The sequence below is a fragment of the Rhodococcus sp. Z13_19A genome (assembly GCF_058133575.1).
The window spans coordinates 1,227,022-1,241,859 of record NZ_JBYUNN010000001.1; the positions used below are offsets into that span (position 1 = coordinate 1,227,022).

At 74.0% G+C, this 14,838-nt stretch carries 15 protein-coding genes and 1 tRNA gene; 9 read left to right on the forward strand and 7 right to left on the reverse strand.

Going from position 1 to position 14,838, the window contains the following annotated elements:
• Positions 1 to 6: 6 nt before the first annotated feature.
• On the reverse strand, positions 7 to 873 hold the full coding sequence (locus AC3YNX_RS05680; protein ID WP_489994856.1) for a diacylglycerol/lipid kinase family protein: 867 nt from the start codon (positions 871 to 873) through the stop codon (positions 7 to 9).
• Complete coding sequence (locus AC3YNX_RS05685) at positions 870 to 2,534, reverse strand: FAD-binding oxidoreductase (RefSeq protein WP_489994857.1); 1,665 nt, start codon at positions 2,532 to 2,534, stop codon at positions 870 to 872. The genes AC3YNX_RS05680 and AC3YNX_RS05685 overlap by 4 nt, the downstream gene beginning before the upstream one ends.
• 17 nt (positions 2,535 to 2,551) lie before the next feature.
• On the opposite strand from AC3YNX_RS05685, the gene AC3YNX_RS05690 reads away from it, so the two are divergent.
• Genes AC3YNX_RS05690 through AC3YNX_RS05700 form a run of 3 tightly spaced genes read left to right on the forward strand, consistent with a single transcriptional unit; the run spans position 2,552 to position 5,375 of the window.
• Positions 2,552 to 3,166 (forward strand): TetR/AcrR family transcriptional regulator, encoded by a 615-nt coding sequence (locus AC3YNX_RS05690; RefSeq protein WP_127781735.1) that lies wholly within the window; start codon positions 2,552 to 2,554, stop codon positions 3,164 to 3,166.
• On the forward strand, positions 3,163 to 4,710 hold the full coding sequence (locus tag AC3YNX_RS05695) for a glycerol-3-phosphate dehydrogenase/oxidase (protein ID WP_489994858.1): 1,548 nt from the start codon (positions 3,163 to 3,165) through the stop codon (positions 4,708 to 4,710). The genes AC3YNX_RS05690 and AC3YNX_RS05695 overlap by 4 nt, the downstream gene beginning before the upstream one ends.
• 50 nt (positions 4,711 to 4,760) lie before the next feature.
• Positions 4,761 to 5,375: a putative glycolipid-binding domain-containing protein gene (locus tag AC3YNX_RS05700; protein ID WP_127781737.1), complete on the forward strand. Its 615-nt coding sequence runs from the start codon at positions 4,761 to 4,763 to the stop codon at positions 5,373 to 5,375.
• Positions 5,376 to 5,562: 187 nt separating this feature from the next.
• Here the strand turns inward: AC3YNX_RS05700 and AC3YNX_RS05705 are convergent, their stop codons facing one another.
• Together AC3YNX_RS05705 and AC3YNX_RS05710 are read right to left on the reverse strand one after the other, a co-directional pair.
• Positions 5,563 to 6,750 (reverse strand): amidase, encoded by a 1,188-nt coding sequence (locus AC3YNX_RS05705; protein ID WP_489994859.1) that lies wholly within the window; start codon positions 6,748 to 6,750, stop codon positions 5,563 to 5,565.
• Positions 6,751 to 6,782: 32 nt separating this feature from the next.
• A complete protein-coding gene (locus AC3YNX_RS05710) occupies positions 6,783 to 7,706 on the reverse strand; it encodes a prephenate dehydrogenase (protein ID WP_489994860.1) in 924 nt (307 codons plus the stop codon).
• Between the two features lie 141 nt (positions 7,707 to 7,847).
• Between AC3YNX_RS05710 and AC3YNX_RS05715 the strand changes: the two genes are divergently transcribed.
• Entirely contained in the window at positions 7,848 to 8,390 is a 543-nt protein-coding gene (locus AC3YNX_RS05715) for a tRNA adenosine deaminase-associated protein (RefSeq protein ID WP_127781739.1), read from the forward strand.
• Between the two features lie 65 nt (positions 8,391 to 8,455).
• Positions 8,456 to 8,890 (forward strand): nucleoside deaminase, encoded by a 435-nt coding sequence (locus tag AC3YNX_RS05720; protein WP_489982583.1) that lies wholly within the window; start codon positions 8,456 to 8,458, stop codon positions 8,888 to 8,890.
• Positions 8,891 to 8,902: 12 nt separating this feature from the next.
• Here AC3YNX_RS05720 and AC3YNX_RS05725 read toward each other — a convergent pair whose 3' ends face one another.
• Complete coding sequence (locus AC3YNX_RS05725) at positions 8,903 to 9,955, reverse strand: DUF2776 family protein (RefSeq protein WP_489994861.1); 1,053 nt, start codon at positions 9,953 to 9,955, stop codon at positions 8,903 to 8,905.
• 102 nt (positions 9,956 to 10,057) lie between these two features.
• Here AC3YNX_RS05725 and AC3YNX_RS05730 point away from each other — a divergent pair, with 102 nt between their 5' ends.
• The 3 genes from AC3YNX_RS05730 (at position 10,058) to AC3YNX_RS05740 (ending at position 12,302) form a co-directional block, all read left to right on the forward strand.
• Positions 10,058 to 11,791, forward strand: a complete 1,734-nt coding sequence (locus AC3YNX_RS05730) for a hypothetical protein (RefSeq protein WP_489994862.1) — start codon at positions 10,058 to 10,060, stop codon at positions 11,789 to 11,791.
• A gap of 112 nt (positions 11,792 to 11,903) precedes the next feature.
• A complete protein-coding gene (locus tag AC3YNX_RS05735) occupies positions 11,904 to 12,101 on the forward strand; it encodes a CsbD family protein (RefSeq protein WP_127781741.1) in 198 nt (65 codons plus the stop codon).
• A gap of 111 nt (positions 12,102 to 12,212) precedes the next feature.
• Positions 12,213 to 12,302 (forward strand) — tRNA-Ser (locus AC3YNX_RS05740).
• A gap of 106 nt (positions 12,303 to 12,408) precedes the next feature.
• Here AC3YNX_RS05740 and AC3YNX_RS05745 read toward each other — a convergent pair.
• Positions 12,409 to 12,852 carry a MarR family winged helix-turn-helix transcriptional regulator gene (locus AC3YNX_RS05745; RefSeq protein ID WP_127781742.1) on the reverse strand — a complete coding sequence of 148 codons (444 nt, stop codon included), beginning with the start codon at positions 12,850 to 12,852 and terminating at the stop codon, positions 12,409 to 12,411.
• A 55-nt stretch (positions 12,853 to 12,907) separates the two neighbouring features.
• Between AC3YNX_RS05745 and AC3YNX_RS05750 the strand changes: the two genes are divergently transcribed.
• Positions 12,908 to 13,963, forward strand: coding sequence for a hypothetical protein (locus AC3YNX_RS05750; protein ID WP_489994863.1), 1,056 nt, complete (start codon positions 12,908 to 12,910; stop codon positions 13,961 to 13,963).
• Here the strand turns inward: AC3YNX_RS05750 and AC3YNX_RS05755 are convergent.
• On the reverse strand, positions 13,960 to 14,694 hold the full coding sequence (locus AC3YNX_RS05755; protein ID WP_489994864.1) for a hypothetical protein: 735 nt from the start codon (positions 14,692 to 14,694) through the stop codon (positions 13,960 to 13,962). The genes AC3YNX_RS05750 and AC3YNX_RS05755 overlap by 4 nt on opposite strands.
• Positions 14,695 to 14,838: the final 144 nt, after the last annotated feature.

Here is a 14,838-nt window from a genome sequence, read left to right on the forward strand (position 1 = left end):
GCGAGCTCAGCGGCCGCCGAGCACCCGCAGCGCGCCCGGCGCCACGCGGACGGTGCACGGCACCCACCCCGCCGGCTCGCCGTCGGCGTAGAGCTCGATGGGCGTCACCGCCGTGAGGTGCACCTGCCGGCCCAGCTGCACCTGCACCACGTCGCCGTCCACGTGGGTGCCGCTGAACAGCTTGGGCAGGTTGGACACGAAGTGCCACCGCCCGGCGTGCGAGACGGTCACCACGTCGAGCAGGCCGTCGTCCATCCGCGCGTCCGGGGCGATCTTCATGCCCCCGCCGTAGCGCCCGGAGCTGCCCACCGCCACGGTGTAGCCGCGAAACGACCGTGCCGTTCCGTCCACGGTGACGGTGAGCTCGGCGGGGACCCAGGTGGCCAGGGTGCGCAGCGCTGCCCACGCGTACACCAGCTGGCCGCGCACCACGGTGGTGGCGTTGGCTCGCCGGGTGGCCTCGGAGTCGAACCCGCAGCTGATCACCCCCAGCACGGTGCGCCCGTCCAGCTCGGCCACGTCCACCGCCCGCTCCACCGCGCCCAGCAGCGCCGCCGCGGCCACCGCCGGGTCGCGCGGGACGCCCAGCGCGGCACAGAAGTCGTTGCCGCGTCCGCCGGGCAGCGGCGCGAGGACCGTGCCCGACGCCCGGGTGCCTGCGGCTGCCCGGCTCAGCAACCCATCGCCGCCGAGTGCGGCCACCACCGTGCCGGGCTCGGCCGCCGCGGCCACCTGCTCGGCGTCGTCGAGGTCACGGGTGAGGTGAGTGCGCACCTGCCAGCCGTTGGCAGCCAGCGCGCGCTGCACCGCCGGCATGGCCGCCGCCGCCCGGCCGCCACCAGAGCTGGGGCTGACGAGCAGCAGCACGTTCACGGCATCATCTTGCCCGGGTTGAGGATGCCGGTGGGGTCGAGCGAGTCCTTCATGGACCGCAGCAGCTGCAGGCCGGTCTCGCCCACCTCCGCCGCCATCCACGGGGCGTGATCGGTGCCCACCGCGTGCTGGTGGGTGGCCGGGGCGCCGTGCGCGGCGATGACGTCAGAGGCCGCGCGCTTGGCGGCGAGCCACTGGCCCTCCGGGTCGGTGGGGTCCCGGTGGGCCACCACGGTGAAGTACAGCGAGGCACCCGTGCGGTAGACGTGCGAGACGTGGCACTGCACCAGCGGGGCGCTGGCGGCGGTGGTCAGCGAGCGGCGCAGCGCGGCGGCCACCGCGGTGTGCAGCGCAGGCAGGTCGCGCCAGGAGGTGGCGGTCTCCAGCGTCTCCACCAGCACTCCGTGGTCGAGCAGCTCGTCGCGCAGGTACGGGGCGTGGAAGCGCCCGTGCGACCAGGCCTGGCCCGGGCCGCTGCCCAGCGGGACACCGCCGTGCTGGCGCAGCAGTGCCGCCGCCGCCCGGCTGCGGCGGGCGACCTCCGCGGCGGTGCCGTCCCAGCCGAAGATGGCCAGGCTGCCGGTGCGGCGTCCGCGGGCGCGCAGGTAGCCGCGCAGCGCGCGGGCGCCGAGGGAGCCCCCGGCCAGGCGCAGCGTGGTGGTGGTCTCCTCCTCGTCGGACAGCCGGCAGGAGTCCGGCGCCACCCCGTGGCCGAGCTGCTGGGCCAGCGCCCGGAACGCCGCCGTGCCCGCCGCGAACGACGGGAACGACCAGCCGGTGAACTTCTGCACCGCCGGCGCGGGGCGCACCGCCACCGTGGCGGAGGTGACCACGCCGAGGCGACCCTCCGAGCCCACCACCACGTCCAGCAGCCGCGGGCCGGCGGCGCTGGCCGGTCCGCGGCCCAGCACCAGGTCACCGCTGGGGGTGGCGCAGGTGGCACCGATCAGCACCTCGTCGAAGCGGCCGTAGCCGGTGGAGGCCTGGCCGGCCGAGCGGGTGGCCACGAACCCGCCGACGGTGGCCTGCTCCCAGCTCTGCGGGAAGTGGCCCAGGGTGAGCCCGTGCGCGCCGAGCTCGCGCTCCACCTGCGGCCCGCGCATGCCGGCCTGCAGCGTGGCCGTCATCGACACCGGGTCGACGTCCACCAGCGCGTCCAGCCGGGTGAGGTCCAGGGCGACGAGCGCGGAGAACCGACCCCTCAGCGGCTCCACCCCACCCACCACGCTGGTCCCGCCCCCGAAGGGCACCACGGCCACCTCGTGCTGCACGCACGCCTGCAGCACCTGCCGCACCTGCTGGTGGTCGGCCGGGCACACCACGGCGTCCGGGGCGTGCTCGGCGTCGCCGCGACGCCGGCGCAGCAGGTCCAGGTAGGACTTGCCGCCGGCGTGCAGCACCCGGGTCAGGCGGTCGGTGCGCACGTGCTCGATGCCCACCGCCGCCACCAGTGCCGCGGTCGCGGCCTCGCTCAGCAGCGGGTCGGGCAGGCGCACCTGCTCCAGCGGCACCGGAGTGCTGCGCTCGCCCAGCAGGCCGGCCGCGGCCAGGTGCTCCCGCGCGGCCCGGGGCAGGGGGGTGCGCCGGGCCGGGTCGCCCCAGCCGTGCCACACCGAGCCGAGCCGCACCGACGAGTGGGCGCTGGCGTCCTCGCTGCTCATGCGGTACACAGTGACACATGACGTCTAGCCGTAACAAGGCCGAGGACGACGACGAGGTCACCGGCCGGATCCTCGACGCCGCCCGGGAGCTGGTCATCGCGTTCGGCCTGCGCCGCACCACCGCCACCGACGTGGCACGCCGGGCCGACGTCAGCCGCATGACGTTCTACCGCCGCTTCCCCGACATCCAGCGGGTGCTGGCCGCGCTGCTCACCCGCGAGTCCGCCGTCCTGTTCGCCGAGGTGGCCGACCACGGCACGGGAACGGCGCGGCAGCGGCTGTGCGCCACCACGCTGGCCGTGGTGCGCCGGCTCAGCACCGACCCGCTGCTCAACCGGGTGCTGGAGGTCGACCCCGAGGTGCTGCTGCCGTACCTGCGCGAGCGCACCGGGGCCAGCCAGCGGATGTTCCTGGACCTGCTGGTCGCCGCCATCACCGCCGGGCACGCCGACGGCTCGGTGCGCGAGTGCGACCCGGAGCTGGCCGCCCGCAACATCCTGCTGATGGTGCAGGTCTTCGTGATGTCCTGGGCGATCACGCTGCGGGAGAGCGACCCGGAGGGTGCGCTGGCCGAGCTGGGCATCATGCTCGACCACTACCTGGCCCCGGGGCTGTCGGAGCGTCAGGCGTGAGCGGCCCGCAGCCCGGCACCTGGCTCAACAGCCGCCGACGCAGCGCCGAGCTGGCCCAGCTGGCCGACGGCGCTGAGGTGGACCTGCTGGTGGTCGGCGGCGGGGTCACCGGGGCCGGCGTCGCCCTGGACGCGGCCAGCCGCGGATTGTCGGTGGCGCTGGTGGAGAAGGCCGACCTGGCCCACGGCACCAGCCGCTGGTCCAGCAAGCTGGTGCACGGCGGGCTGCGCTACCTGGTCAAGGGCGACGTGGCGCTGGCCTGGGAGTCCGCCCGGGAGCGGCACGTGCTGATGGAGCACACCGCCCCGCACCTCACCCGGGCGCTGCCCTTCCTCACCCCGCTGGACGAGCACACCCCGCCGCTGCCGGGGGTGGTGAGCCTGCTGGGGATGCGCATCGGTGACGGGCTGCGACGCGTCGCCGGCACCTCCGCCCACACCCTGCCCGCCCCGCGCCGGGTGTCCAGCACCGAGGCGCTGCAGCTGGTGCCGGGCCTGCGCCCCGCCGGGCTGCGCGGCGGGCTGGTGCACTGGGACGGCCAGCTCACCGACGACGCCCGGCTGGTGATCGGCCTGGCCCGCACCGCGGCCGGCTTCGGGGCGCGGGTGCTCACCTACGCGCAGGCACTGCAGGTGCACGCCGACGGGGCCCGGGTGCGCGACGTGCGCACCGGCGCCGAGCTGGACCTGCGGGCGCGGGCGGTGGTCAACGCCACCGGGGTGTGGGCCGACCGCCTTGCCCCCGAGGTGCGGCTGCGGCCCAGCAAGGGGGTGCACCTGGTGGTGCCCGCCGAGCGCCTGGGCCGGCCCTCCGCCGCGCTCACCGTGGGCGTGCCCGGCCACTTCGGCCGCTACGTCTTCGCCCTGCCCCAGCCGGAGGGGGTGGTCTACGTGGGGCTCACCGACGACCCCGCCGAGGAGGTCAGCGAGGAGCCGCAGGCCGCCGAGCGCGACGTCGACTTCCTGCTCGAGGTGGTCAACGCCGCGCTGCGCACCCCGCTCACCCGCGCCGACGTGCTGGCCACCTACACCGGCCTGCGCCCGCTGCTGGACACCGGCGACGCCAGCACCGCCGACCTCTCCCGCCAGCACTCCGTGCTGGAGCAGCCCCCCGGCGTGGTGACCGTGGTGGGCGGCAAGCTGACCACCTACCGCGCCATGGCCCAGGACGCGGTGGACCACGCCGTGGCGCTGCGCGGGCTGGACGCCGGTCCCTGCGTCACCGCCAAGCTGGGGCTGGTGGGCGCCCTGCCGCGCGCCGAGCTGCTGGGCGTGGACGCGCCGGCCCGGCTGGTGCAGCGGTACGGCGCCGAGGCCCCGGTGGTGCGCAGCGTGGTGGAGCGGCCGGGCGAGCGCGTGGTGCCGGGGCACCCGCTGTGCCGCGAGGAGCTGCTGTTCGGAGCGCTGGCCGAGGGGGCGCTGGACGTCGGCGACCTGCTGTCCCGGCGCAGCCGGCTGACCACAGTGGCCCCCGCCCTCGTGCCCACCGCAGCTGAGGTGGCCAAACAGGTGCTGACTGAAGCGTCAAAAGCTCTGGGCGAGTGAGCATCCCCACCTCTGCGACCGCTCCAGCTGCGGACGCCTACCCTGGTCGCGTGACTGCATCAGTGACCGTTGAGAACACAGCGGCTCCGAACGACGAGAGCAACACCTGGCCGGCCATGCTGACCTGGGCCGGCGACGCCGCCGCGCTGCTCGAGTCCGCCCGTGTCCAGATGACCAGCCGAGCGGTGAAGGTGCACGGCCGCATCGTCGCCGGGCGCACCAGCGCGCACGAGTCGTTCAGCGCCTCCTACGAGCTGCTGCTGGACGAGGCCGGCGTGACCCGTCGGCTGGCCATCCGCAGCACCGTCGCCCAGGGCGACCGGCAGGTGGCCCTGAGCCGGAACTCCGACGGGCTCTGGCTGATCGACCACGGCCAGGGACCCAAGAGCTCGGGCTTCGACGGCGCCATCGACGTGCACGTCGGCGTGAGCTCGTTGTTCGCCACCCTGCCGGTGCGTCGCCTCGGGCTGGTCAACGACCACCGCGCGGAGACCGTGCCCGTGGTGGCGGTGAGCCTGCCCGACCTGACCGTGCAGCCGGCGACGTGCACCTACACCAGCTCGCCCACCGGCGTGGAGGCTGTGACCCCGTCCGGGGTGGCGCTCATGGCGGTGGACGAGGACGGCTTCGCGCTGGACTACGCGGGCATCACCCACCGCATCTGACGTTTCCTCCGGGGCGTTCCACCCCTCGGGGCCGTCGGTCAGTCCTTGCCGTCGACCACGGCGGCCACCCGCAGGATGCCGCGCTCCTCCAGCTTCACCCCGGCCACCTGGATGCCGATCGGCAGCCCGTCCACGGCGCGGGCGGGCACGCTCACCGCGGGTGCACCCAGCAGGCTGAACGGGCTGGTCAGCCGGGACAGCTCGGCCCGCAGGTCCAGTCGCCGGCCAGGGTGCGCTCGCCCAGCGGGGTGGCGCGCAGCGGCGTGGTGCCCAGCAGCAGCGCGTCCAGCCCGTAGGTCCTGCGCAGCGTGGCCATGATCGACGTCCGCAGCCGGTCGCGGGTGCGCAGCGCGCGGATGTACTCCTGCGCGGTGCGCTCGGACTGCGCCAGCAGGCGCTGCGCCGTCTCCGGCTGGAAGTCCTCCCGGCGCTCCACCAGCTCGGCGGCGTGGGTGGCGTGCGCCTCCGCCCCGACGATCACGGCGTAGGTGGCGGCGAGGGCGTCGAGGTCGGGGATCTCGATCTCCACCAGCTCCGCGCCGTGCTGGCTCAGCCGGGCGGCGGCGGCCTGCAGCACCACCTCCAGCTGCGGGTCGTCCACCCCCAGCAGCGCGTTCTGCGGCAGCCCGATGCGCAACCCGGTCACGCCGGGCTCCTGGATGCCGCCCCCGGTGCCCTCGGCGCCGCGGGCCAGCACGTCCCACACCACTGACGCGCCGTGCACGTCGCCGGTGAGCAGCCCGGGCAGGTCCAGCGTGGTGGACACCGGCACCATCCCGGTGGTGGGCACCGCGCCCTGGTGCGGTCGCAGCCCGACGACGCCGCACAGCGCCGCGGGCACGCGGACGTCGCCGCCGGTGTCGCTGCCCAGCGCGAACGGCACGTAGCCCCGCGCCACGAGCGCGGCCGCACCGGAGGACGCGCCGCCGGTGATGGCCCCGTGCTCGTGCGGGTTGTGCGGCGCCGAGCCCACGCCGACGTCGCCGGTGGGACCCAGGCCGAGCTCCTGGCACTGCGCCTTGCCCACCACGATGGCGCCGGCCGCCCGGAGCCGGGCCACCGCCTCGGCGTCGGTGCGAGCGGGTGCGGCGCCGGCGCGCACCGCGCTGCCGCAGCGGGTGGGCAGGCCGGCCACGTCGATGGTGTCGCTGACGGCGACCGCCATGCCGTGCAGCGGTCCGCGCCACTGCCCGCTCGTGATCTCGGTGGCGGCCAGCTCGGCCGCCCGCATGGCGGCGTCGTCGTCGCGCGCAGTGACCAGTCCGCCGGCCTCGGTCAGCCCGGCCAGGGTGGACTCCACGTGGTCCACCGGGCTCAGCCGCCCCGAGCGCAGGTGCATCGCGAGCTCACGGAGATCGAGGGTGGAGTCCTTCATCCTGGCCATGGTGTCCATCCTGCCCGGGGCGCTCAGAGCCGGCGGATCATCCCCCCGTTGCGGCCCAGCGCGCGCAGTCGCTCCAGCGCGTGCGGACCGGTGAGGTCGACGTCGGTGACCTCGGTGCGGTGCAGCTCGTCCAGGCGCAGCCGGGCGGTGTGCCCCGCAGCTACGGTGCTACCCAGGGTTGCGTTGTCGCGCAACGAGTCACGCGCGTTCGTCAGCCGGGTGAGGGTGTCCTCCAGCGCGTCGAGCAGGCTGGTGCGGTTGGCCTCGCACATCGCCTGCACCAGCTCGGGACGGGTGGCCGCCACCCGGGTGCCGTCGCGGAAGGACCCGGCGGCCAGGCTCAGCGCCAGCTCTCCGCCCTCGCCACCCACCGCCGCCAGGACCGCGGCCAGCACGTGCGGCAGGTGGGAGATGGCGGCGACGGCGCGGTCGTGCTCCTCCGCCGACGCCGGCACCACGTGGGCGCCGCAGTCCAGGGCCAGCTGGGCCACGCCCCGCCACACGTCCAGGTCCAGGCCGTCGTCGGCGGCCACCACCCAGGCAGCGTCGCGGAACAACGTGGCGCTGCCGGCGGCCCAGCCGGAGTGCGCGGTGCCGGCCATCGGGTGCCCACCCACGTAGCGCGCGGCCAGCCCGTGCTGGGCCACCGCCGCGGCCACCGGCGCCTTGACGCTCACCGCGTCGGTCAGCGCGCAGCCCGGGGCGTGCTCGGCCACCGCGGCCAGCACCGGCTGCAGGGCGGTCATCGGCACCGCCACCACCACCAGCGCGTCGGCGTCGGCGGCACGGCGCAGGGTGGCGGGCAGGTCGCTGCTGACGTCGTAACCGTCGGCGGGCGCCACTGGGGAGCGGTTGTAGCCCCACGCCGGTCGGCCCGCGTCGGTGGCAGCCCGCAGCAGCGAGCCGCCGATCAGCCCGAGCCCCAGCACACACACCGGTCTGGTCACGCCGCCTCAGCTCCTCGCCTCGCCCCGGTGCCTGGTGGACACCGCCTGCCGGGCACGATCCTGGCACCCCACCGCGACACCGCGTGCCTCGCACCGGGACGACGGTCCGCCGGCGGCTGGACAACGACTACCGTGATGCCCATGTCCGAGCAGCGTGGGTCCAAGAGCAAGGTCGCCCAGGAAGCCTCCGACGACGACCTCGAGGGCACCGCCATCGCCGTCACTCGCGAGGAGGGCACGTGGCGGTGCAAGCCGCTCAAGCCGGCCGCGCTGCACAGCCTGTCCGAGGCGGTGACCGAGCTGCGCGAGCTGCGCAGTGCGGGAGCGGTGTTCGGCCTGCTGGACGTCGACGACGAGTTCTTCCTCATCCTGCGGCCGGGTCCGCAGGGCATCCGGCTGGTGCTCTCCGACGCCACCGCGGCGCTGGACTACGACATCGCCGCTGACGCCCTCGAGCACCTCAACATCGACATCCCCGACCTCGACCCCGACGAGCTCGACGACGTCGACCCGTGGGCCGAGGGCGAGCTGGGCCTGCTGGACGACCTGGGCCTGCCCGCGACCGTGCTCAACGTGATCGCCAGCGACACCGACCTCTACGCCGACGAGCAGCTGACGATGATCGCCGAGCGCTGCGGGTTCGCCGACGAGCTCGCCGCCGCCGTGGACGCCTACGGGCGCTGAGCCCTCCCTCCCGACGTCCGGCGCCCTGCGTGAGCCCCTCCTGGAGCCCTGCCGCCGACGAGGCGATGGTGCGCGCCGCGCTGGACGCCGCGGGGCAGACCCCTGCCGGTGACGTGCCCATCGGTGCGGTGGTGTTCGCCGCCGACGGCACCGAGCTGGCCCGTGCCGCCAACGCCCGCGAGCACCTGGGTGACCCCACCGCGCACGCCGAGGTGCTGGCGCTGCGGGCGGCGGCACAGGTGCACGGCGACGGCTGGCGGCTGCTGGAGTGCACCCTGGCGGTGACCGTGGAGCCGTGCACCATGTGCGCCGGCGCCGCGGTGGCCGCCCGCGTGGGTCGGGTGGTGTTCGGGGCGTGGGAGCCGCGCAGCGGGGCCGTCGGGTCGTTGTGGGACGTGGTGCGCGACCGTCGGCTCACCCACCGGCCCGAGGTGCGCGGCGGGGTCTTGCAGAGCGAGTGCGCGGCGCTGCTGGAGGAGTTCTTCACCGGCCACCGCTGAGGGCCTCCCGGATCAGTCCGAGCTGGCGCCGGCCTCCAGGATCGACACGATGGAGTACAGCGTGAAGCAGACCGCGCCCAGGCCCACCAGCACCCGAGCGGGGACGAAGAACCCGGGGCTGACCACTGCCGCCTCGAACACGAACGCGGCCAGGAACAGGCAGGTCAGCGCGGTCACCACCGGGATGAGCGGGATGCGGCTGGCCAGCGGGAAGCTCTGCCGCCACACCAGGGCCAGCAGCAGCACCTTGGACAGGATGCTGAAGCAGATCAGCCCCAGGCCGATGAGCACGAACCCGGGCGCGTAGCGGGCAGGCCAGTCGGTGCCCAGCAGCACCACCAGGCCCCACACCAGGTTGACCGTCCCCATCGCGGCCACCCACCAGGTCCACCAGTAGCGCTCGCGGCCGGTGAAGGTGTTGCGCACCTGGCGCACGATGCTGAGCACCAGCGCCACCAGGCTCGCGCAGATCATGCCCAGGCCGAGCAGCACGTGGCCACCGACGTCGTCGGCGCCGGCCTCGGCCAGCAGCACCGCCGCGTAGCCGATCGCCGCAACCGCGCAGGCCGCCGGCACCGCGCCCAGCGCCCAGCCCACCGCTGCGGAGTAGGCGCCGTCCGGCGGGCCGGCGTCGGCCGGACGAGCACTGTTGGCCGGGATGCGGGTGAAGGCGGTCGATGCGGTGGCCACGGTGCTCACGCACGTCGCCACCAGCCCGATGCCCACCACCACCGGCCCGATGGTGTGGTGCTCGGTGGAGCTGCCCGCGGCGATCACCGCGCCCCACACCACGGTGGCCAGCGCGACGACGTAGCCCGCGCAGGGCAGCACCACCTTCCACACCGTGCTGTAGCGGTGGATCAGCTGCCGGATGATCGTCGCCGCCGTGGTGAACAGCGCGAAGCAGATCGCGGTGAGGGCGATGAGCACCGTGCCGGCGGTGACGTGGGCGGGCCGGCTACCGGCGTCGTCGGCGGCCAGGCGCACGTCCAGGCCGTAGGCCAGGCACAGCGCGCCCATCACCAACGGGATGGCCCGGAACAGGACGCTGATGCTGACGTTCACGCGACACCTCGCAGGCGCTCGCCGGAGTGGACTGAGATCGACCGTACGTGGGGGCGACGCTTCAACTGGTTGGTCAGGCAACGAGGTGGTTAGTCTCCGTCCATGGTGACCCAGATCGCAGTGCGCGCCGGACTCGCCCGTTCTCGAAAGGTCGCGGCCCTGGCCGTGGCGGGCGCCACCGCGCTGCTCGGGCTGGCGCTGCCGCCCAGCGCTGCCGCGCAGCAGCCCGTGCAGGCCGAGCGCACCGAGGAGCCGGTGACCGGGTCGGCCACCGGGGACGGGGTGCAGGTCAGCTACGTCAGCCTGTACGCGCCGATGCCGGACGCCGCCCCGGCACACCCCGCCGCCTGCGACCGCCTGGGCTACCTGCGGGTGCGCGCCGCCGACGGCCCGGCCGACCCCGCCGAGACTGACAACGTCTACGTGCTCATGCCCGGCATCCTGGCGGGCGCGGGATCGCTGGAGCCCGTCGCGCGCAACGTGGTGCGGGCGGCGGCGGAGACCGGCAAGCAGGTGGAGGTGTGGGCGCTGGACCGCCGGTCCAACTGCCTGGAGGACCACACCGGGCTGCTCGCCGCCGCGGACGCGAGCAGCGCAGACGTCGCCTTCGACTACTACTTCGACGGTGCGGAGCAGGACGGGCGGAGCTACGCCGGCACCGCCAGCGCCGCCGACACCGCCTTCCTCAACGAGGTGGGCCTGGCGCAGACCGTGCAGGACTACGCCACGGTGCTGATGCAGCTGCCCGCCAGCTACCGCAGCAAGGTGATGTGCGGCGGCCACTCCCTGGGCGGCCCGATCACCGCAGCGCTGAGCAGCTGGGACTTCAACGGCACCCCCGGGTACACCCTCTGCGGCGGCTACTACGTGCTCGACTCTCGGCTGAGCATCACCCGGCCCGGCACCGAGGGGCTGGCCGCCCTGCAGGCGATGCTGCCGGTGGGCCTGGCCGACGCGCTCAGCGGGCTGCGGGCCGCCTCCCCCTACATCAACCTCTCCCCGCTGACGCCGCAGACCTTCGCGCTGCTCGGGGTGCTCAACACGGCGGCCGGGCAGGCGCCGGACGCACGCAGCACGGTGCTGCCGCGCATCCCGCGGGACCTCAACTTCGAGGTGGCGCTGCGGCTGTTCGGCGCCAAGGACTGGGCGTCCGCGCTCACCGGGCAGCCCGACCTGCGCGACTTCAACGCCACCAACGCGACGGTGCTGGGCACGGTGCTGGACGACAACTCCTCGCCCATCACCATCCTGCGGGCCAGCTTCGGTGCGCCCACCGGTGGTGGATCGATCGCGCCCAAGAACTTCCCGCTGCCCTACGGCGCGCCCAGCAACTCGCTGCTCGGCGGCAACAAGCTGGTCATCGCCAGCGACCCCGCGGCGGTGAGCAGCTGGCTGAACTACGACGAGCTGCCCGCGGCGGGGGCGACCACCGCCGACGGCGACGTCTTCACCACCCCGGCCAGCGAGATCACCGACGTGCAGCAGTTCGCCTCGGCGTTCAGCATCCCGGAGTCCGACGGGACGGAGTGGTACTTCCCTATCCGGCTGGTCACCGACCTGCAGGCTGCGCAGCTGGGCGACCGGCACGGTTCACTGGCCGGGCTCCGGTACGACGGGCCCAACCAGCGCCCGGCGATCTACTTCGACGCTGGTGACTCCGGGGTGGCCGACGGCCCGGCCATCGGGGGCCCCATCGTCAACGGCGGCGTGCAGGTGGTGCTGCCCGGCTACAACCACCTGGACGTGACCACGGCGGCGTGGAAGCAGAACGACGGGCGCCCCGAGCAGATCAGCCACCGCTTGGTGGAGTTCACCGCGGGCCTTCCGCCCAGGTAGCGGCGTTTTCTGCCGCTGCGAGCAGGATCGTCCGGCGGTACCGTCAGCGCAGTGCCGAGGGCTCGTCCGGATGGGCGGCTGCAGTCCGACGGCGGCACGACGGAGGGTGACGATGAGCGCAATCGACAAGGCCAAGAACAAGGCTGAAGAGCTGATCGGCAAGGCCAAGGAAGCCGTGGGTGGGGCCAGCGGCAACAAGGACCTCAAGCACGAGGGCCAGGGCGACCAGGCCAAGGGCAACGTCAAGCAGGGGGGCGAGAACGTCAAGGACGCTGCCAGCGACACCAAGGACAAGCTCACCGGCGACTAGGCTCGCACCAGGTGGCCCGGGTTGCGTGGGTGGCCCGGCGATGGCTCGTGCGCGGTGCACCCAGAGGTGGCCGGGCAGGAGCGCCGACCGCGATCCGGTAAGGTAGCCGGCGGTAGCGTGTCCGAGCGGCCTAAGGAGCACGCCTCGAAAGCGTGTGAGGGTTCACCCCCTCCGTGGGTTCAAATCCCACCGCTACCGCCACGAGCACCACGACGAAGCCCCTCCCGCGCACGCGGTGAGGGGCTTTGGTCGTCCTGGGTCGTTCCGCCCCAGCACGCAGCGGAGGGGGAGCAGCGGTTCGGCGGGCTCAGGCGTCGTCGCTGCGGTTGTAGCGGTGCAGCAGCCGGGCGAAGGTCTGCACGTCCTCCTCCGACCAGTCGCGCAACCGGCCCTCGATGGCCCGCACCTGCTCGTCCCGGACACCGTGCAGCAGCGTCGCCGCCTGCTCGCTCAGCGCCAGGGTGTGCGAGCGGGGGCGCTCCGGGTCGGGGTGGCGCACCAGCAGGCCGCGAGCCTCCAGGCCGGTGAGCTGCCGGCTGGCGGTGGACTTGTCGACGCGCAGCGCGGCAGCCACCTCGGTGACCCGGGCGCCGGGATGTCCATCCACGTGGGACAGCAGCGAGAAGTCGACGTAGCTCAGCCCGGCCTTCGCCGACCCGCCCTCCGCCCGGATGCGGCGGCTGAAGTCTGCGAGGTCGTCATGAATCTGCTCAGCCCAGCGACGCGCTGAGGGTTGCTGGTCGGCCGCCATGAGTTGTACTCTACAACCTCAACCAGTTGTAAAATACAACCAGAGAGTTCTGCCGATGTCTGCCGCCGCTCACGGCCACCCCCGCGTCTCCGTCTCCTTCGTGCTGAGCCACGCCCTCGTCCCGGTCCTCCTCGGAGTGGTGATGGCGGCGGCCTACGTGGGCGGGTTCGCCAAGCCCGACCCGCAGCAGGTGCCGGTGGACGTGGTCGGCGACGCCCCACAGGCCACTGCGCTGGTGGAGTCGCTGCGCGGCACGCTGGGCGACAAGGTCAGCCTCACCGTGCAGCCCGACCGGCAGGCGGCGGCGGACCGCATCGCGGCGCAGGAGACCAGCGCTGCCTACGTGCTCGACGCGGACCGGCCCAGCCTGCTCGTCAGCTCGGCGGCGTCGGACACCACGGCGGTGACCGTGGAGCGGATGTTCGCCCCGATCGCGCTGCAGCAGTCGCTCCCGCTGGCGGTGGAGGACGTGGTGCCCACCTCGCCGGACGATCCCTCGGGACAGGCCCTCTTCTTCTACCTGGTGGCGCTCACCGTCGGCGCCTACGGCACGGGCACGGCGATCGGCACCGCGGGCGCCTCGCGAACCCTGCGCAGCCGCATCGGCCTGGCCGTGGGTGGAGCCGCGGCCAACGCCGTCCTGGTCACCGCGGTGGCGGAGCTGATCAACGGCACCATGGGCGGACACGTCTGGGCCATTGGCGGGACGGCCTTCGCCTACGCCCTGGTGCTCACCCTCTTCGGCGTCGGTCTGCACACCCTGGTCGGCCGGTTCACCACGGCGTGCATGGTCATCCTGTTCGTGGCGCTGAACTTCACCAGTGCGGGTGGGGTGTACCAGCCGTGGCTGCAGCCCGGCCTCTTCGCGTGGCTGCACCAGTTCTGGATCGGCTCCGGCATGCTCGAGGCCGCCCGCAAGATCGTGTACTTCCCGGACCTGTCCCTGGCCCGTGACCTCGGCACGATCGGGGGCTGGCTGGTGGTCGCCGCGGCTCTGCTGGGTGTGGCGGCCCTCGTGGAGCGGCGTCGACGCGCGGCGGCCCTGCGGGGCGCCGAGGTCAGCGAGGCCGAGGAGCGGGAGATCGAGCTGGCAGAGAGCGTCGTCTCCTAGGTGCACGGGCGGGCGAACGGGTGCATCCGCTCGCTCACCTCTCGCCGCAGCTGCGGGTCGGCGGCCAGCGCTGTCGTCGTGTGCTGCGCTCCCCGGCCCACCAGCTGTGGGTCCACCACGCCGAGCTCGCCCAGGTGGGTCAGCACCTGGTCCTGGGTGCCGAAGGGCAGCGGCTGCCGGTCGTGGTCGCCGAGCACCCCCCAGCGCGACACGTACATCAGCAGCGGGCGATCGCCGAGCGGGAAACCCTGCTGCAGGGTGAGGCGGTCCGCGGCGACGGCACGACGGTCGTAGCTGCCCTCGGTGGCGTCCAGGCAGCTCAGCTGTTCGGCGCTGAGCGCGGACACGGTCACCGCTGCGGTCGCACCTCGCCGCGCGAACGGGGTGGCCGCGACGTACCCGCCCTGGCTGACGTGGGCGGAGTGGCCCACGTCGGTGCCGTGCAGCACCCCCACGCCAGTGGGCACCACCGTGGCGGCGCCGGCTGCGGCGAGCTTGCGGCGCAGCACGTCCGGGCAGCGGTTGGAGCCGATGCCGACCACCAGCGCCCGGCGGGCCAGGGGCGCGGCGCCGATGTCGGCCAGCAGCCTGTCAACCTCGCCCGCGGCCCCGTGCAGGGCGATGAGGTGGTCGTCCACCTGCAGCGCGGAGAACGGCAGCGCCGGCCCGGGGTAGCGCCACGGCTCGGCGCGCAGGTCCACCGCGAGGTTCAGCGAGCGCAGCGTCGGCACCTGACCATCGTGACAAAGGCGGGCAAGTCAATTCACTTCATAGTTACCTGCGAACGTTCAGCCGAAACACTTGCACCTAAAACTATCGCGCAACCGGTATTGCCGGAGAGATTCACTCCTTCCGCTGTAGGGGGCTTCTTTGAG